20 protein-coding genes are annotated in these 17,415 nt (G+C 67.6%); 7 read left to right on the top strand and 13 right to left on the bottom strand.

Annotation, left to right across the window (positions count from 1 at the left end):
* Positions 1–76 precede the first annotated feature (76 nt).
* Positions 77–550 (top strand): hypothetical protein, encoded by a 474-nt coding sequence (locus ACZY08_RS27745; protein WP_463747817.1) that lies wholly within the window; start codon positions 77–79, stop codon positions 548–550.
* Positions 551–558: 8 nt separating this feature from the next.
* Here the strand turns inward: ACZY08_RS27745 and ACZY08_RS27740 are convergent, their stop codons facing one another.
* The 5 genes from ACZY08_RS27740 to ACZY08_RS27720 form a co-directional block, all read right to left on the bottom strand.
* Positions 559–1,575, bottom strand: coding sequence for a zinc-binding alcohol dehydrogenase family protein (locus ACZY08_RS27740; protein ID WP_463747816.1), 1,017 nt, complete (start codon positions 1,573–1,575; stop codon positions 559–561).
* A 13-nt stretch (positions 1,576–1,588) separates the two neighbouring features.
* Positions 1,589–1,891 carry a GlsB/YeaQ/YmgE family stress response membrane protein gene (locus ACZY08_RS27735; RefSeq protein WP_463747815.1) on the bottom strand — a complete coding sequence of 101 codons (303 nt, stop codon included), beginning with the start codon at positions 1,889–1,891 and terminating at the stop codon, positions 1,589–1,591.
* Positions 1,892–2,038: 147 nt separating this feature from the next.
* Positions 2,039–3,067 (bottom strand): APA family fibronectin-binding glycoprotein, encoded by a 1,029-nt coding sequence (locus ACZY08_RS27730; RefSeq protein WP_463747814.1) that lies wholly within the window; start codon positions 3,065–3,067, stop codon positions 2,039–2,041.
* Between the two features lie 241 nt (positions 3,068–3,308).
* Positions 3,309–4,397, bottom strand: a complete 1,089-nt coding sequence (locus ACZY08_RS27725; protein ID WP_463747813.1) for a sulfate/molybdate ABC transporter ATP-binding protein — start codon at positions 4,395–4,397, stop codon at positions 3,309–3,311.
* Positions 4,394–5,188, bottom strand: a complete 795-nt coding sequence (locus tag ACZY08_RS27720; RefSeq protein ID WP_463747812.1) for an ABC transporter permease — start codon at positions 5,186–5,188, stop codon at positions 4,394–4,396. The genes ACZY08_RS27725 and ACZY08_RS27720 overlap by 4 nt, the downstream gene beginning before the upstream one ends.
* Before the next feature lie 177 nt (positions 5,189–5,365).
* On the opposite strand from ACZY08_RS27720, the gene ACZY08_RS27715 reads away from it, so the two are divergent.
* The 3 genes from ACZY08_RS27715 (at position 5,366) to ACZY08_RS27705 (ending at position 8,461) form a co-directional block, all read left to right on the top strand.
* The gene (locus tag ACZY08_RS27715; protein ID WP_463747811.1) at positions 5,366–6,040 is read left to right on the top strand and encodes an SDR family oxidoreductase; all 675 of its coding nucleotides are present in this window, start codon (positions 5,366–5,368) and stop codon (positions 6,038–6,040) included.
* A 19-nt stretch (positions 6,041–6,059) separates the two neighbouring features.
* On the top strand, positions 6,060–6,989 hold the full coding sequence (locus ACZY08_RS27710; protein ID WP_463747810.1) for an LLM class F420-dependent oxidoreductase: 930 nt from the start codon (positions 6,060–6,062) through the stop codon (positions 6,987–6,989).
* A gap of 98 nt (positions 6,990–7,087) precedes the next feature.
* The gene (locus tag ACZY08_RS27705; protein WP_463747809.1) at positions 7,088–8,461 is read left to right on the top strand and encodes an NAD(P)/FAD-dependent oxidoreductase; all 1,374 of its coding nucleotides are present in this window, start codon (positions 7,088–7,090) and stop codon (positions 8,459–8,461) included.
* Here ACZY08_RS27705 and ACZY08_RS27700 read toward each other — a convergent pair.
* The 8 genes from ACZY08_RS27700 to ACZY08_RS27665 all read right to left on the bottom strand — a co-directional run bounded on the left by ACZY08_RS27700 (position 8,458) and on the right by ACZY08_RS27665 (position 14,219).
* Positions 8,458–9,105, bottom strand: a complete 648-nt coding sequence (locus ACZY08_RS27700; RefSeq protein WP_463747908.1) for an urease accessory protein UreD — start codon at positions 9,103–9,105, stop codon at positions 8,458–8,460. The two genes, ACZY08_RS27705 and ACZY08_RS27700, sit on opposite strands and share 4 nt — an antisense overlap.
* Entirely contained in the window at positions 9,105–9,791 is a 687-nt protein-coding gene (gene ureG, locus ACZY08_RS27695; RefSeq protein ID WP_463747808.1) for an urease accessory protein UreG, read from the bottom strand. The genes ACZY08_RS27700 and ureG overlap by 1 nt, the downstream gene beginning before the upstream one ends.
* A 32-nt stretch (positions 9,792–9,823) precedes the next feature.
* Positions 9,824–10,459: an urease accessory protein UreF gene (locus ACZY08_RS27690; RefSeq protein ID WP_463747807.1), complete on the bottom strand. Its 636-nt coding sequence runs from the start codon at positions 10,457–10,459 to the stop codon at positions 9,824–9,826.
* A gap of 14 nt (positions 10,460–10,473) precedes the next feature.
* Complete coding sequence (locus ACZY08_RS27685; RefSeq protein WP_463747806.1) at positions 10,474–12,207, bottom strand: urease subunit alpha; 1,734 nt, start codon at positions 12,205–12,207, stop codon at positions 10,474–10,476.
* On the bottom strand, positions 12,204–12,518 hold the full coding sequence (locus ACZY08_RS27680; protein WP_463747805.1) for an urease subunit beta: 315 nt from the start codon (positions 12,516–12,518) through the stop codon (positions 12,204–12,206). Before ACZY08_RS27680 ends, ACZY08_RS27685 begins: the two co-directional genes overlap by 4 nt.
* Before the next feature lie 3 nt (positions 12,519–12,521).
* On the bottom strand, positions 12,522–12,824 hold the full coding sequence (locus ACZY08_RS27675; RefSeq protein ID WP_463747804.1) for an urease subunit gamma: 303 nt from the start codon (positions 12,822–12,824) through the stop codon (positions 12,522–12,524).
* A 66-nt stretch (positions 12,825–12,890) separates the two neighbouring features.
* Positions 12,891–13,292, bottom strand: a complete 402-nt coding sequence (locus ACZY08_RS27670) for a PaaI family thioesterase (protein ID WP_463747803.1) — start codon at positions 13,290–13,292, stop codon at positions 12,891–12,893.
* A gap of 156 nt (positions 13,293–13,448) precedes the next feature.
* Positions 13,449–14,219, bottom strand: coding sequence for an iron reductase (locus tag ACZY08_RS27665; RefSeq protein ID WP_463747802.1), 771 nt, complete (start codon positions 14,217–14,219; stop codon positions 13,449–13,451).
* Between the two features lie 224 nt (positions 14,220–14,443).
* Between ACZY08_RS27665 and ACZY08_RS27660 the strand changes: the two genes are divergently transcribed.
* From ACZY08_RS27660 to gndA, 3 genes are read left to right on the top strand one after another with little or no spacing between them, the layout of a single operon-like run.
* Entirely contained in the window at positions 14,444–14,860 is a 417-nt protein-coding gene (locus tag ACZY08_RS27660; RefSeq protein WP_463747801.1) for a BlaI/MecI/CopY family transcriptional regulator, read from the top strand.
* 14 nt (positions 14,861–14,874) lie between these two features.
* Complete coding sequence (locus ACZY08_RS27655) at positions 14,875–15,846, top strand: M56 family metallopeptidase (RefSeq protein WP_463747800.1); 972 nt, start codon at positions 14,875–14,877, stop codon at positions 15,844–15,846.
* 51 nt (positions 15,847–15,897) lie between these two features.
* A complete protein-coding gene (gene gndA / locus ACZY08_RS27650; RefSeq protein ID WP_463747799.1) occupies positions 15,898–17,352 on the top strand; it encodes an NADP-dependent phosphogluconate dehydrogenase in 1,455 nt (484 codons plus the stop codon).
* Positions 17,353–17,415 lie beyond the last annotated feature (63 nt).

The raw sequence follows: 17,415 nt of genomic DNA, 5'->3' as shown, positions 1-17,415 counted from the left end.
CATTCATGACCGGCGTACGGTCTTAGGTAGTCACGTTCTCCGCACTCGGGCACCACGAAAATTACGAGGTATCGCCATGAACGACAACCGAATTTCTGCGACACCCGCGCTCACGCCCCGGCGTGCACCCGTCCCCCAGCGCCCGTCCATCCGAGCCCGCCTGACCGCACGTATTCGATCTGGGCGCCTCGACGCCATGCTGGCCGTCGGGACGCCGACGACCCCGGGCAGCGCCATCGCGGCCCGTGCGGACCGGTTGACGTCAACCTCCGAACGAGAAGCCATTGCCCGTGCACTGCGCCGCTGCGTGGTCGAATCCGCCAACGACACCATCGTGTGGTCATCACGAATCCCGTTGCACCGCAAGAATATCGCCGCAGCCGAGGCGACCATCGACGCGATCACCCTTCGTCTGCATTCCCCGTTGCCGGTCGAAGCACGCGGCATGGCGCGCCTGAACCGGGTGATCAACGACGGGCTCGGGCCCCTGTACGCATTCGGTCGCGGAGATCTCGACGGTCGGCTGGGTGCCGCGCTCGCTGCGCTGTGAGGAGGCCGCTATCCGCGGAGCACCGCAGCACCCGCAACGCGTCCGGCGGCCAGGTCGGCCAACGCGTCATCGGCGCGGTCCAGGCCGTACTCGGGGGTGCTCACCGCCATCCGGTGCGCACCCGCGAACGCCAGGAAATCGCGGGCATCGGCACGGGTGTTGGCGGTCACCGAGCGGATCTCCCGTTCCTGGAACAGATGCTGTTGATAGTTCAGGGTCGGGATATCGCTGAGGTGGATTCCGGCGATCGCCAGGACGCCGCCGCGGTCCAGGGCCGCGAGCGCGGGCAGCACCAGATCCCCTACGGGAGCGAACAGGATTGCGGCATCCAAGGGTTCGGGTGGCATGTCAGCGCTCCCCTGCACCGACGACACCCCAAGTGTCAGCGCCAGTTCGCGGGCACGCTCGCCGCGGGTCATCACATGCACGCGAGCCCCCTGCGCCAACGCCACCTGCGCCGTCAGGTGCGCACTGCCGCCGAAGCCGTAGAGTCCCAGCCGTCCACCCGACGGTAGGTCGGTGCGCAACAGAGCGCGATAGCCGATGATGCCCGCGCACAACAGCGGCGCCAGCTCGACGTCGGAGTATCCGGCCGGCAATCGCAACGCGAATGCCGCGGGGACGGTGGTGAATTCGGCATAGCCGCCGTCGGCGTCCCAGCCGGTGTACAGCGAGGACGGGCAGAGGTTCTCCCGTCCTCGTAAGCAATAGACGCACTGCCCGCATGTGTGCCGCAGCCACGCCACGCCGACCCGATCGCCGGGGACGAACCCGCCGCCGGTATCGGCACCGACCGCGACAACCTCGCCGACGACCTCGTGCCCGGGGATCACCCGCGGCCGGTGCACGGCCAAATCGCCTTCGGCCACATGCAAATCGGTACGACACACCCCGCAGGCCAGGACTTTGACCAGCAGTTCGTCAGGGCCGGGCCGCGGGGTGGTCACGGTTACCCGTTGCAGCGGATGCGTACTCACCGGACCGGGGGCGACGACCTGCCAGGCCGTCATGGTCCCCGTGTCCATCACCGGCGCCGAATCAGCTGCCCTTGCGCACCATTCCGACGATCCAGAGCAGGATCACCGATCCGAGGATGGCGGTGAAGAGAGTGAACCACCAGCCGCCGCCTCCGGTGTTGAGGAAGAAGCTGAGCAGGAATCCGCCGATGAGCGCACCGACCACGCCGATGACGATGTTCATCAGGATGCCGGAGCCACCGCCCTTGACGATCTTGCCGGCGATCCAACCGGCGATCGCACCAATGATGATGTAGCCGATCCAGCCGACACTGGTCAGCGTGGAGGACCGGGCCAGAAACTCGGTCGACGCCATTACATCCATTGCAGGTCTCCTACCTGTCACTGGCTATGCCCAGCGGGCTCGCTGAGCCACACCCCAGATGTACCTCCCGAACGTAACAATTCAGTTGGCCAATTGGGAACGATCAGCGTTCGTCTGCGGGATTCCTGGGATCCGGCACGCCCGGCATCAGGCCGGGGGCTGCATCTCCGGCGGGGCGTTGGTGACCGGCACCGGCACCCCGACACCGGGATGCGCCGGGTCGGCCGGCGGTGGCGGTGCGTTGGGGTCAGGAGCGGCCGACGCCGGCGGCGTCCACGGCCGGATCGAGTTGGCCAATGTCGCAGCGGCAGCCTTGTCGACCGGATGGCTCGCCGAGCCGAGCCAGACCACGAACCAGCGCTCGGGAGCACGCTGCCCGCGCGGGGTACCCGGGGCCGGTGGCGCACCGACCACTCCGGCCCAGATCTGGCCGTTGGGCTTGTTGGTGTCGGTGAACTTCACCTCGTAGTACGAGGCGACACCGGAGAGCCCATTCGCGTCGAGCGGCACGGTCTCCTGATTCACCCGGGTTCCGGGGAAAGGCATGAAGAACTCACCCATGTCGGAGGCCAGCCGGACTGCCGCCTTGGCATTGTCGGCCTCGGCGCCCGCGAACAACTTCAGATCCAGGCGTCCGAGCAGCACGCTGGTGTCGTTCGGCGGTTCGGGCGTGCCCTCCGGCGGAATCTTGGTCAACAGCGCCTGTCCGTATGACAACTGGGTCGCGTCGGAGATCTTCCAACCGCCAGGCACGAGGTAGCTGAAGCCACCCGCGGCGTTGTCCACCCGGCCGGGCTCCGGTGCGGGCGCCGGGACGGGAGCGTTCGGGTCAGCCGGTGCGGGAACCGGAGCGTTGGGATCCGCGGGAGCAGGTGCGGGGGCGGGGGCGGGGGCGGGGGCGGCCGGAGCGTTGGGATCCACGGGAGCAGGCGCTCCGGGGGCCGGCGCGGGTGCGGGCGCTCCGGGGGCCGGCGCGGGCGCTCCGGGTGCGGCCGGGGCCGGCGCACCGGGCACAGCGGGAGCGGGTGCCGGCACCGGGGGCGCCGGGGGCACGGGATCCGCATACGCCACCGCCGGCAGCGCGACGGCCGCGGCGGTCACGCCGGTCATCGCGACCAGTGCCAGTTTGTTCGACAGACCTCTGCGCCGATGTGACATCGCATCCGACTCGTCCATGGGGATGAAACTACCGTGTTACGGCCGTGACGCAAGTGTGAGTTGCTCTTAGAGTGCTAAAAAGTGAGATTGCTGTACACAGGAAACATCCAGTTAAATGCCCTATAGACCGGTTGCTGACACGCGGCTGCGTCGGGCGCCACGCCGGTGCCGGCAACCCGCTTCCGACACTCACCGCGCCGGTCCCCTCAACAGGTGATTCGGGCCTGCGCACGCCCGCGTTACGTACCGGATCCCCTAGTCACTTCCGGTGTCCGGCCGGGTGGATGGCAACCTCCTGCGCCTTCACCGAGAAGTACACCGTGTCGCCCGGGGCCAGCCGCAGCTCGGCGGCCGATTCCGCGGTGATGTCAGCGGCCAGGCCAGGTGCGCCGTCGGGCTGCTCATCGGCCCGCACCCGGATACCGGGCCCCCGGCTGTCGAGCTCGGCGACCGTCACCGCGACGGTGTTGCGCGGACTGCCGTGCGGTTCGTCGCGGTACACCGACACCGACGCCGGTGAGAACAGTGCAACGGCCGGCGCGCCGGGCTGCACGTCGGCCGCCGCCGTGCCGTACCAGTTCGTCTGCCACGCGGTGGTCAGCACAGCCCGATCGGCGGCGGTGCCTCCGATCAGGTTGACGCCGGCGAACCGCGCTGCGAAGTGACTCTTCGGTGTAGCCAATACTTCTGCGACAGAACCACTTTCGGCAATACGCCCATCTTCGACCACGATCACCCGGTCGGCCAGCGTCAGGACATCGAGCAGCTCGTGGGTGATCAGCACCGCACACCTGCCCCCGGTGGCGAGCACTCGGCGCAACACTTTCCGCATCGACGCCGCGACCGCCACGTCCAATCCCGCCAGCGGTTCATCGAGCAGCAGGACCTCGGGATCGGCGGCCAGCGCCCGGGCCAGGGCCACCCGTTGCGCCTGACCGCCCGACAGCCGGCGGGGCCGCCGGTCAGCCAGATCCGTGGCCTCGACCTCGGCCAACCACCGGCGAGCGGTCTCATAGGCGGCGCGGCGACCTGTCCGGCGCGCGCTGCGGGCACCGAATGCCACGTTCGCCAGCACACTCAGGTGCGGAAACAGCAGAGAGTCCTGCAGCAACAGGCCGACCCGGCGGGCATGCGTCGGCACGTGCACACCGGCGGCGGTATCGGTCAGCACCCGGTCCCCCACCTGAACTCTCCCGGCATCCAGACCGACCAGTCCGGCGATCGAGTGCAATGTGGTCGATTTACCCGCGCCGTTGGGGCCCAGTACCGCGAGGACCTCCCCCGCCGCCACACCGAATTCGAGCTCCAGGCCACGACTTTCGATGACGACTCGCGCCTGCAGCGTCATGTCCAACCACCCGCCCGCAGCCGGCGACTGCCGAGCCCGATGACCACCACCGCCGCCACCGCCACCAGCAGCACCGACAACGCCACCGCAGCGTCGGCGTCGCTCTCGCGCTGCAGATAGATCTCCAGCGGCAAGGTGCGGGTCACTCCCTGGCGTGACCCCGCGAACGTCAACGTGGCACCGAACTCGCCCAGGGAACGCGCGAAGGCCAGGACAGCTCCCGAGATCAGGCCCGGCCCCAAAAGGGGCAGAGTCACCCGCCACCACACGGTTCCCGGCGACGCACCCAGCGTCGCGGCCACGACCTCGAAATCGGCGCCGGCGGTGCGCGCGGCGCCTTCCAGCGAAATGACCAGGAACGGCAGGGAGACGAAGGTCTGCGCCAGCACCACCGCGACCGTGGTGAACGCGATGTGCACCCCGGCGGCCTCCAGATACCGGCCGATCAATCCCAGCCGCCCGAATGCATAGAGCAGCGCGATACCGCCGACCACCGGCGGCAACACCAGCGGCAACAGGATCAATGGCCGCACGATTCGGGTGACCGAGCCTCCGGTGCGGGCCAGCACCAACGCCAACGGGACACCGAACAGGACACACAACACCGTGCTGGCCAGCGATGTCTCCAGGCTGAGCTTCAGCGCCGCCGTCGACGACGCGCTCGAGATCAGTGACCCGAACTGCGGCCAGTCCACCTTTGCCACCATCGCCACCAGGGGCAGCACGACGAAGATCGCACCCACGGCGGCAGGGAGATATATCCAGCGTGGAAGTTGTGGCGAATTGGTCACGACACACCCTCGCCGACCACGTCGACGCCGGTCGTGGCGCTGGGTCGGATCATCTCGGCCACCTTATGCGAGCCGATGATTGGCGCGCCGAATTTCCCGACCTAGCTACTGTCCAGTAACATTGAGTGTTGGTCGCCCCCGCCCGGCGCGGCGACCCCAGGTACACGGAGGTACATCATGGCGGAGGTGCTGGTCACCGGCGGCGACACCGAACTCGGCCGCGCGATTGCGGCAGGTTTCCTTGACGCCGGCCACAACGTGGTTATCGCCGGCGCCCGCCGCGAAGATCTGGAGTTGGCGGCCAAGCAGCTCGACATCTCCTCGATCGTGTTCGACAACACCGATCCCGCCAGTGTCGAGAACGCCCGCGCGCAGTTCCCCCACTACCTCGACACCCTCGTCAACGTCCCGGCCCCGCTGTTCGAGGCGAAGGACCCCCGCACGTTCACGCTGGCCGAACAAGCCACCGCCTGGCGCCACGCGCTGGATGCCACCGTGGTCTCGGCCGTGCTGACCGTGCAGATCGTCGGCGACCAGTTGCGCTCGGGCGGTTCGATCGTCAACGTCGTACCCGCGAGCCCGCGTGAAGGCAGCATCGAAGCTGCGGTCAAGGCAGCGCTGAGCGATTGGACGGCCGGTCAGGCCGCCTACTTCGGCACCCGCGGAATCACCGTCAACGCCATCGCCACCGGCCTGTCCGCCGAACCCGGCTACGACGGACTGGGAAGCACGCCGCCCTCGGTTGCCGATGAATACGCCCGTCTCGCAGTGTTTTTGAGCACCCCGGCGGCCCGCCACATCACCGGTCAGACCATGCACGTCAGCCGCGGCGCGATGGCGACCCTCGGCTGAGAAGGTTACGGTTGACGGAGTGACGATCCGACTCGCACTCCAGATACCCAATTTCTCCTACGGCACCGGGGTTTCCGAACTCTTCCCCACTGTCATCGCGCAGGCCCGTGAAGCCGAGGCCGCCGGTTTCGACACCGTTTTCGTGATGGACCACTTCTATCAGCTGCCCGGGCTCGGCACCCCCGATCAGCCGATGCTGGAGGCCTACACCGCGCTCGGTGCGCTTGCCACCGCGACCGAGCGGGTGCAACTCGGGACACTGGTCACCGGCAACACCTATCGCAATCCGACCCTGCTGGCCAAGGCGATCACCACACTCGACGTCATCAGTCAGGGCCGTGCTGTTCTCGGCGTCGGAACCGGCTGGTTCGAACTCGAGCACGATCAACTCGGCTACGAATTCGGCACGTTCACCGAACGGTTCGACAAGCTCGGCGAGGCGCTGCAGATCATCCTTCCGATGCTCGCCGGCCAGCGGCCGACCTTCGACGGCAAGTACTACCGCGTGCAGGACGCGATGGCCAACCCCCGTTTCCGCGACCAGATTCCGCTGATGATCGGGGGCAGCGGCGAGAAGAAGACCATCCCACTGGCGGCCCGCCACTTCGACCATCTCAACGTCATCGCCGGCTTCGACGAGTTGCGGCGCAAGGTGGAGGTGGTCCAACAGCAATGTGAGGCGATCGACCGCGACCCCGCAACGCTGGAAACCAGCGTCCTGCTCACCTCGCTCGTCGACGAGAACGTGACCGTCGACGCGGTCCCCGAGGCGTTCAGGCAGCGCACCGTCGCCGGCAGTCCCGAGCAGATCGCCGAACAGGTCAAGACGAAGGTGCTCGACGCGGGCATCGGCGGCGTGGTCCTCAACCTGCCGACTCAGTTGCACGGCTACCGTCCCGGCGATATCACGGCGGTCGGCGAGGCATTGAAACCACTGCTATTCGGGTAAACATTCGGTTCGGTTGCCCATCTCACCGCACAGGCAGGAATGGCGCCGACTAACCTAACGGTTATTACGAGTGGCAAACACGTCCGCGAGGAGCAGCAATGAGCCATCCCGGAGCTACGGCATCGGATCGGCATAAGGTAGTCATCATCGGATCGGGATTCGGCGGCCTGACCGCCGCCAAGACCCTCAAACGTGCCGACGTCGACGTCAAGCTGATCGCCCGCACCACCCACCACCTGTTCCAGCCGCTGCTGTACCAGGTGGCCACCGGAATCATCTCCGAAGGTGAGATCGCGCCGGCCACCCGCGTGATCCTGCGCAAGCAGAAGAACGCCCAGGTGCTGTTGGGCGACGTCACCCACATCGATCTGGAGAACCGGACGGTGGATTCGGTGCTGCTCGGGCACACCTACTCCACCCCCTACGACAGCCTCATCATCGCCGCCGGCGCCGGGCAGTCCTACTTCGGCAACGACCATTTCGCCGAGTTCGCTCCCGGCATGAAGTCGATCGACGATGCGCTGGAGCTTCGTGGCCGCATCCTCGGTGCGTTCGAGCAGGCCGAGCGCTCCAGCGACCCCGTGCGCCGGGCCAAGCTACTCACCTTCACCGTCGTGGGCGCCGGGCCGACCGGCGTCGAAATGGCCGGGCAGATCGCCGAATTGGCCGATCAGACCCTGCGCGGCAGCTTCCGTCACATCGATCCCACCGAGGCCCGGGTGATCCTGCTCGACGCGGCGCCGGCCGTCCTTCCGCCCATGGGGCCGAAGCTGGGCAAGCGGGCCCAGGAACGGCTGGAAAAGATGGGTGTCGAGGTTCAGCTGGGCGCCATGGTGACCGACGTCGACCGCAACGGTCTGACGGTCAAGGACTCCGACGGCACGCTGCGGCGTATCGAATCGGCGTGCAAGGTGTGGTCGGCCGGTGTCTCGGCCAGCCCGCTCGGCAAGGATCTGGCCGAACAGTCGGGCGTGGAACTCGACCGGGCCGGCCGGGTCAAGGTCGGGTCGGACCTGACGCTTCCGGGCCATCCCAACGTCTTCGTGGTCGGCGACATGGCCGCGATGGAGGGTGTGCCGGGCGTCGCCCAGGGAGCGATCCAGGGCGGCCGTTACGCGGCGAAACTGATCAAACGCGAGGTCGCCGGGACCAGCCCGAAGATCCGGGCCCCCTTCGAGTACTTCGACAAGGGCTCGATGGCGACGGTGTCCCGGTTCTCGGCGGTGGCCAAGGTCGGCCCGGTCGAGTTCTCCGGGTTCTTCGCCTGGGTGTGCTGGTTGGTGCTGCACCTCGTGTACATCGTCGGCTTCAAGAGCCGTCTGGTGACCGTGCTGTCGTGGGGTGTGACCTTCTTGAGCACCAAGCGCGGTCAGCTCACCATCACCGAACAGCAGGCCTACGCCCGCACCAGGATCGAGGAGCTCGAAGAGATCGCCGCCTCGGTGCAGGAAACCGAGAAGGCGGCGTCCTAGGGCCCTCCGGCATCAGGCGGCAGCCGGTCACCTTGCCAGGTGGCCAGGCTGCCACCGCCGGCCAGCGCCAGCACGGTTCCGGGAGCGTCGAATACGGGTGCCGGATAGCGCAGTTCGCTGATACACGCCCTGGGCGTCGCCAGCACATCTTCACCCACTGCGCCGCAACCGAGCTCGATGCGGTGACGCAACAGTGGCACCGACTGGACGTCGGCATGCAAGCTGGACGACCAGAACCCTTGCCGCTCACCGGATCTGCCGATCTGCACCCGCTCCCGGAGGCGGACCTGTGCCGACTCGGCCAGCCGCAGAAGCGTGGTGCTGTGATGCACCGAACCGCCGGCCACCACGGTGGGTTGGAGATCGAGATCCAACTGCCCGGCGATCTCGAGCTCCCAGTGCGCGGTCGACCGTAGAGTGGCCGCGCCGGGCAGCACCATCGTCGCTGCGGCAGTGCGAATCCGCAGCCGGGTACCGGCTTCGACCACAACCCGCACAGTCATGGTGTCGCCCCCGAGCGGGGTGGCTGCCGTGGAGACCAGATGCACCGTGTCGGGTTCGGTGCACCGTCCGGCCAGACCGCCGCGCGCCTCGATCCGCGGCAACCGCCCCGGCGAGGCCACGATCACGACCTCGGAGTGCATCACGACGGCAGTGCCTGCGCGACCCTCAATTGTTCGCGCACCCAGGCCAGCACCGGGCCCGCTGTCGGATCCTCGGTCAGCGAAACCAGCGCCGTCGGACGGTGCGCGCGGACCTTCGCCGCATCGCGGCGCATCACGTCCAGATCGGCTCCCACCAGGGGCGCCAGGTCAGTCTTGTTGACCACCAGCAGGTCCGAGTACGTGACACCGGGGCCGCCCTTGCGTGGCACTTTGTCTCCCCCGGCCACGTCGACGACAAAGATCTGGACATCCACCAGTCCCGACGAGAACGTCGCCGTGAGGTTGTCGCCGCCGGATTCGACGAGAATCAGATCCAATGCCGGGTTGGCCTCGATCAGATCGTCGATGGCATCCAGGTTCGCGGTGATGTCGTCGCGGATCGCGGTGTGCGGGCATCCCCCGGTCTGCACCGCGGCGATCCGCTCGTCGGGTAGCACCGCATGCCGGCGCAGGAAGTCGGCGTCCTCGGTGGTGTAGATGTCGTTGGTCAACACCGCCAGCGACAACTCGTCGCGCAACTGCCGACACAGCGCCGCCACCAGGGCGGTCTTGCCGGATCCGACGGGACCGCCGACACCGATGCGCAGCGGCTCACCGGGCTGACGTACCCGCTTGGGCCGGTCCACATGGGTGTGCGGTTCGCCGTCGAGGAAATGCGGTGGCATGGTGGGCCTTTCGAGTGCGGTGACAGACAGGGTTAGGAGACGAACAGCGGCCGGTCGCGTTCGGTGTGACGCTGCGCCAGGACGTCGAGCAACGGATCGGACAGGTCGGCCAACCCGGTGACCGCCTCGGCCGCCACTTCGTCACACAACCCGGACAATTCGAAGGTCAAGGCCGCGACGTCGGCGGGGTCCAACGCGAGCAACCGCTGCGCGGCAGTCGCCGAACCCGTCATGGTGGTGTAGACCACCGAGAGTGCCGTCTGATCCGGATCCAGCCCGGCGGCCGCCCCGACCGAGCCGGCCGCGACCGGCAGGTGCGGACGGGGACCGAGCACCTCCCACGACTGCAGCGGCCACACCCGCCGGGCCAACCGGATAAGTCCGCGGCCCTGGGCACGGGAGGCATCACGCGCCGCCGGAGCCGGTGTCCGGGCATCGGTCTCGGCATCGGCAGCCTCGGGATCCAGGGCCCCGGTGTGTACCGCCACCGCCACCGAGGCAGCAACTACCCCGCTGGTACGGATGCGCCGGACCAGATACGCGCGCAACGTGTCGACGTCGGTGAGCAGGCCACTGGTCACCGCCTCCTCGACGCCGCCGGAGTGCACGTGTCCGCCCGTCGGCAACCGCGAATCGGCCAGGGTCAGAAGTGTTGCCAGGCTGGTCATCTAGAAGCTGCTCATCAGAAAAGAAAGTATCGCTGCGCCATGGGCAGTTCCACGGCAGGCTGTTCCTGCCACACCTGCCCGTCGATCCGGACGGTGAACGTGTCCGGATCGACCTCGATGCGCGGCATCGCATCATTGAGTGGCATCTGAGCCTTCCCGATCTGCCGAACGTTCTTGACCGCAGCCAGCTTTCGACGGATGTCGAGACGGTCCGCCAGACCGTCCTCGATCGCCTGCGGGGCAACGAAGTGCATCGACGTGGCCGCCGCCGCGGCGGGCGCCGCGCCGAACATCGGCCGCGGCAGCACCGGTTGCGGCGTGGGGATCGAAGCGTTGGCATCACCCATCGCCGCCCAGGCGATCATGCCGCCCTTGAGAACCGCATGCGGGCGCACCCCGAAGAACGCGGGTTCCCACAGCACCAGGTCGGCGAGCTTGCCGACCTCGACCGAACCGATCTCATCGTCGAGACCGTGCGCGATGGCCGGGCAGATGGTGTATTTCGCGACGTACCGGCGGACGCGGTTGTTGTCCGCTCCAGCTTTTCCGCACGCGTCCCCTTCCAGGGCGCCACGCCTGCGCTTCATCACGTGCGCGGTCTGCCAGGTCCGCAGCACCACCTCGCCGATCCGGCCCATAGCCTGCGAGTCACTGCCGATCATCGAGATGGCCCCGATATCGTGCAACAGGTCCTCGGCAGCGATGGTCGACGGCCGGATCCGGCTCTCGGCGAACGCCAGATCCTCGGGCACACTCGGGTTGAGGTGGTGGCAGACCATCAACATGTCGAGGTGCTCGTCGAGGGTGTTGACCGTGTGCGGGCGCGTCGGATTCGTCGAACTGGGCAGCACATTCGGATGGGCGGCGACGGTGATGATGTCGGGCGCGTGCCCACCACCGGCACCTTCGGTGTGATAGGCGTGGATGCTGCGGCCCTTGACGGCGGCCAGCGTGTCCTCGACGAATCCGGCCTCATTGAGGGTGTCGGTATGGACATTGACCTGCACGCCGGCGGCGTCGGCGACGGTCAGGCAGGCGTCGATGGCCGCCGGAGTCGTGCCCCAGTCCTCATGCAGCTTGAATCCGGCTGCGCCGCCGCGCAACTGCTCCCACATCGCCTCGGAGCTGACGGTGTTTCCCTTGCCGAGCAGCGCGACGTTGAGCGGCCAGGAATCGAGCGCTTCCAGCATCCGGGCGAGATGCCAGGCGCCCGGCGTGACCGTGGTGGCCTTGCTGCCCTCGGCCGGTCCGGTACCCCCGGCCACGATGGTGGTGATGCCGCCCCCTAGCGCTTCTGCCATGAGCTGCGGACAGATCAGGTGGACGTGACAGTCGATCGCACCCGCGGTCAGGATGCGGCCGTTGCCTCCGATGATCTCGGTCGACGGGCCGACGACCAGGGCAGGATGTACCCCGGACATGATGTCGGGATTGCCGGCCTTACCGATCCCCACGATACGTCCGTCGCGGATCCCGATGTCGGCCTTGATGATTCCCCAGTGGTCGATGATCACCGCACCGGTGATGACGGTGTCCGGTGCGCCGTCCGCGCGGGTCGCCCTCGACTGGCCCATCGACTCACGCAGTACCTTGCCGCCGCCGAACACCGCCTCGTCACCGGCGTGCCGGGGTCCGCCACTGCGGTCCTCGGTGATCTCGACGAAAAGGTCGGTGTCGGCCAGCCGGATCCGGTCACCGGCGGTGGGGCCGAACAGCGCCGCGTAGCGCGCACGGGTCAGTTCGGTCATTGGGCATCCAATCGGCCGGGAGCGTCGAGACTGATTCCGTGCACCTCGCGGGAGCCGCCCAGTGGCACCAGGGAAACCCGCTGGGCCACACCGGGTTCGAAGCGAACCGCGGTACCCGCCGGGATGTCCAGACGGTGCCCGCGGGCGGCCGCTCGGTCGAAATCCAGCGCGGGGTTGGCCTGCGGCAGGTGTACGTGGCTGCCGACCTGGACCGGCCGGTCACCGGTATTGACGACGTCGAGAATCAACCGCGGCGCCCCGGCGTTGAGCACGATGCCGCCGTCGCCGAACACGATCTCTCCGGGCACCATGGGTCAGGCGATCGGGTTATGGACGGTGACCAGCTTGGTGCCGTCGGGAAAAGTGGCCTCGACCTGTACGTCGTGCAGCATCTCGGGCACCCCCTCCATGACCTCCCCGCGGGTCAGCACATCGCGTCCGCTCACCATCAGCTCGGCTACCGTCCGACCGTCGCGGGCACCTTCGAGCAGATGATCGGTGATGACGGCGACAGCCTCGGGATGGTTGAGCAACAAGCCGCGAGCCTGTCTGCGCCGGGCCAGGTCGGCGGCATACGAGATGAGCAGCCGGTCCTGCTCATGCGGGGTCAAACGCATAGTGGGCGATCCTGCCACGAGGAACGGTGTTCGGCAGCGCTCGTCCCTCGACAGGCGCCGGAAGCGCTACTCCGGAACGTTCTGCAGCCGCACCTGTCCGCGGGCCACGAGCTTGTCGTTCTCATCGGTGATGGTGATCAGCCACAGCTGCTGGCGGCGGCCGCGGTGGATCGGTGTGGAAACCGCTGTGACAGTGCCGGATCCGATGGCGCGCAGGAAATCGGTGTTGTTGTTGACCCCGACCACGGTGCCGCCGCCGTTCTCCGACAGCCAGATGTGGCCGGACACGCTGGCCAGGCTCTCGACGATCGAGCAGTACACGCCGCCGTGCACGATGCCCCAGGGCTGCAGCAGCTTGTCGTGAATCGTGAGCTGCGCGCGGCCGCCGTCGGGGGTGAGCTCGAGATAGGTCAGGCCGAGTTCGGTGTCGAAGCCCTTGCCCAAACCTTCGGGGGTTTCAGTGGTCACAGCCCTCGTGTCTACACGCCGTATCGCCACAAAGATGCGGGCGGGTCCCGCGTATCAAACGCGGAACCCGCCCTCGAGCGGACCGGGGGTCTCTGCAGCCCTCAGGACTCCGGCTCGGTCCGTTAGCCTCGTATCTACATACTAGGCAAGGCTATCCTAATTAAGCAAGACCTTCCCCGCCCGGCCACAGCCGCGGACCGGCAAGCCGAAACCCACCAGGGCATCGAGCACCGCCTGGCCCCGCCGCATGCTCACGACTTCACTGCACCCCGCCAGCAGCGGGACCTGGGTGGCCGCACCGACCACGGCCGCGCCCACCATGTGCCACATGGCGGCGACCGACATCGCGCCGTCACTGATCTCGACCAAGCGGGCGAACAGCGGCTCAAGCGCACGATGGCTGCGATGAGCGACCCACGTCGTCAGCGCCGCCTCACTCGGCAACGCGACGATCCCGTCGCGAGACGCACGGGCGAACCGTGCGCCCCGACCGGAAAAGCACGGATCCCCGGGCAGGCCGCGCAGGGTCGGATCCACGACGCCGACCCAGTCGATCGCACCCTCGGAGTCGACATGGACCCACAGGTTCTCCAGGCCGGTATCCCAGGCGCGTCCCTCGAGCACCAGCAGCGGCACCACCCGACCGATCACCACATGGGTGAACGTGGCGGCCAACTGCTGGGCCACCGCGGCCCGGTTGCCCGTCTCGGCCATCGCGGCGTCGAACATGCCCTGCAACCGATCGGCGGACAGTGCCTCGGCCAGGGGCCACCACCGCCGGCGCGACAGATCGCCCACCACGGCCACGCCGTAGACCCGCGGACACTCCGCGTACAGCTCACGTAGACGCCGACTCGACTCATGCAGCGGCAGCGTCCGCTCGATAGCCATACCCGCGATCAGCGGATCTTCGATCAAGACCGTCATGTCACCTCCGTAGGCTCCAGTTTGACTTAGGTTAGCCTTACTATAGTCACGTGAAGCACGAGAGCTACCCCCTGTGACTGGATTCACAACAAGCCCCGCAAAGGGCGCTGACCTTGCCCTAAACCGATGCGGACAGCTGTCCGGAGGCCCGTCAGAAATACATACGACGCGCGGTAGTAAACCCGTAGTACGCTGGCTTTACTGCTCAGGAGAGTGAACGGAACATGGCCAAATTGACGCGTCTCGGGGAGCTTGAGCGCGCGGTGATGGACCACTTGTGGTCCGCACCCGAACCCCAAACAGTGCGCCAAGTCCATGAGGCGCTGGCCGCCCACCGCGACTTGGCCTACACCACGATCATGACCGTGCTGCAACGGCTCGCGAAGAAGAACCTCGTCGTACAGCACCGCGATGACCGGGCACACCGCTACGCGCCCACACACGGTCGCGACGAGCTGGTCGCCGGCTTGATGGTCGACGCCCTCGACCAGGCCTCGGACTCCGGCAGCCGGCAGGCCGCGCTGGTCCATTTTGTCGAGAGAGTCGGCGTCGACGAGGCCCGGGCGCTGCGCCGGGCACTCGCTGAACTGGAGAACAAACACCAGCTGCCCCCACCGGCTGGCAATTCGGGCACCGACTGAGAGAGACTTACGGCGTGTCCGCGCTGGCCTTCACCCTCGTCGCGCTGGCCCTGGTGGGGCCAGTACCGGCAGTGCTGGCACGCGCGACCTGGCCCCTGCGTGCCCCGCGTGCCGCAATCGTGTTGTGGCAGTCGATCGCACTGGCCGCCGTGCTCTCGGCTTTCTCGGCCGGTATCGCCATCGCGAGCCGGCTGTTCGTCCCGGGGCCGGACGGCCGGCCGACCGCGACAATCACCAGCGAGATCGAGGCCCTCGGTTGGCCACTGTGGCTGCTGCTTGTCGTCGTATTCACCTTGACCCTGTTCATCGGGGGGCGACTCTGTCTGGCCGTGATCCAGGTGGCGGTGGCCACCCGGCGCCGGCGCGCCCATCACCGCATGATGGTCGACCTGCTCAGCAAGTCCCGCGACGCGGTACCGGCCCACCTCTGTACAGCGCACCGCCCGCTCGCCGGTGACGGGTTGCGCATCCTCGATGTCGCGCAGCCGCTCGCCTACTGCCTACCCGGGGTCCGCAGTCGTGTCGTGGTGAGCGAGGGAACGTTGACCACGTTGTCCGACAACGAGATCGCCGCAATCCTCACCCATGAACGGGCCCACCTGCGGGCCCGCCATGACCTGGTCCTGGAGATGTTCACCGCCGTCCACGCCGCCTTCCCGCGGTTCGTCCGCAGCGGCAACGCGCTGGATGCCGTCCGGCTGCTGATCGAGCTGCTGGCCGACGACGCAGCGGTCCGAACGGCAGGCCCCACTCCCCTGGCCCGCGCACTGGTCGCTTGCGCGAGCGGCCGCACCCCCTCGGGCGCACTGGCCGCCGGCGGGCCGACCACCGTGATCCGCGTGCGACGTCTCGGCGGCAGGCCCAACAGTGTTGCCATGGCGGCCACTGCCTATCTGGCCGCCGCGGCCGTGCTGGTGGTACCCACCGTCGCCGTTGCCGTCCCCTGGCTCACCGAGCTTCACCGCCTGTTCGCCGGACTGGGATAAACCCCTGTCCAACAGGCGTTCTGACACAACAAAACAACGAAAGGCTGCTGCATGAGCAAGACCGGCACTTCCGGCACGGCGCAGATCGGAGTCACCGGCCTGGCCGTGATGGGCTCCAACCTCGCTCGTAACTTCGCCCACCACGGCTACACCGTCGCACTGCACAATCGGTCGATCGCCAAGACCGATGCGTTGCTGGCCGAGCACGGTTCCGAGGGCAAGTTCGTGCGCAGCGAGACGATCGCGGAATTTCTTGAAGCCCTGGAAAAACCGCGCCGGGTGATCATCATGGTCAAGGCCGGCGATCCGACCGATGCCGTCATCAACGAGCTGGCCGACGCCATGGAACCCGGTGACATCATCATCGACGGCGGCAACGCCCTCTACACCGACACCATCCGCCGAGAGAAGGCGATCCGCGAGCGCGGCCTGCACTTCGTCGGCGCGGGCATCTCCGGCGGCGAGGAAGGCGCGCTCAACGGCCCGTCGATCATGCCCGGCGGCCCCGCCGAGTCCTACAAGTCACTCGGCCCCCTGCTGGAGGAGATCTCCGCACACGTCGACGGTGTGCCCTGCTGCACCCACATCGGCCCGGACGGCGCCGGACACTTCGTGAAGATGGTGCACAACGGCATCGAGTATTCCGACATGCAGCTCATCGGCGAGGCCTACCAGTTACTGCGCGACGGCCTCGACCTCGAGGCGGCACAGATCGCCGACGTGTTCAGGGAGTGGAACAAGGGCGACCTCGACAGCTACCTCGTCGAGATCACCGCAGAGGTGCTGAGCCAGGTGGATGCCAAGACCGGCAAGCCGCTGGTGGACGTGATCGTCGACGAGGCCGAGCAGAAGGGCACCGGGCGCTGGACCGTGAAGTCCGCCCTGGACCTCGGGGTTCCGGTCACCGGCATCGCCGAGGCCGTGTTCGCCCGCGCACTGTCGGGTTCGGTCGCCCAGCGGAAGGCCACCACCGGCCTGGCCTCCGGCGACCTCGGCGCAAAACCCAGCGACGCAAAGCAATTCATCGATGACGTCAGCAAGGCCTTGTACGCCTCGAAGATCATCGCGTATGCCCAGGGCTTCAACCAGATTCAGGCCGGCAGCGCGGAGTACGGCTGGGGCATCACGCTCGGCGACATGGCCACCATCTGGCGCGGCGGCTGCATCATCCGGGCCAAGTTCCTCAACCGGATCAAGGAGGCCTACGACGAGAACCCGGAACTGGCCACCCTGATCGCCGCACCGTACTTCCGCAGTGCGGTCGAGGACGGGATCGACAGCTGGCGCCGTGTGGTGATCACAGCGACGGCGCTGGGTATCCCGGTCCCCGGCTTCGCGTCGGCACTGTCGTACTACGACGCATTGCGTACCGAACGGCTGCCCGCCGCACTGACCCAGGGGCTGCGCGATTTCTTCGGCGCGCACACCTACGGGCGTACCGACGCCGAGCCGGGCCAGAAGTTCCACACCCTCTGGAGCGGGGACCGCAGCGAAGTCCCTGCCTGATTCTCGACCGCGAGCAGACACAAAACTGCCCATTTCGTCCCGAGATGAGGCAGTTTTGTGTCT

Source organism: Mycobacterium sp. IDUB_9 (assembly GCF_055419505.1).
This window is presented reverse-complemented; position numbering and strand designations above follow the sequence as displayed.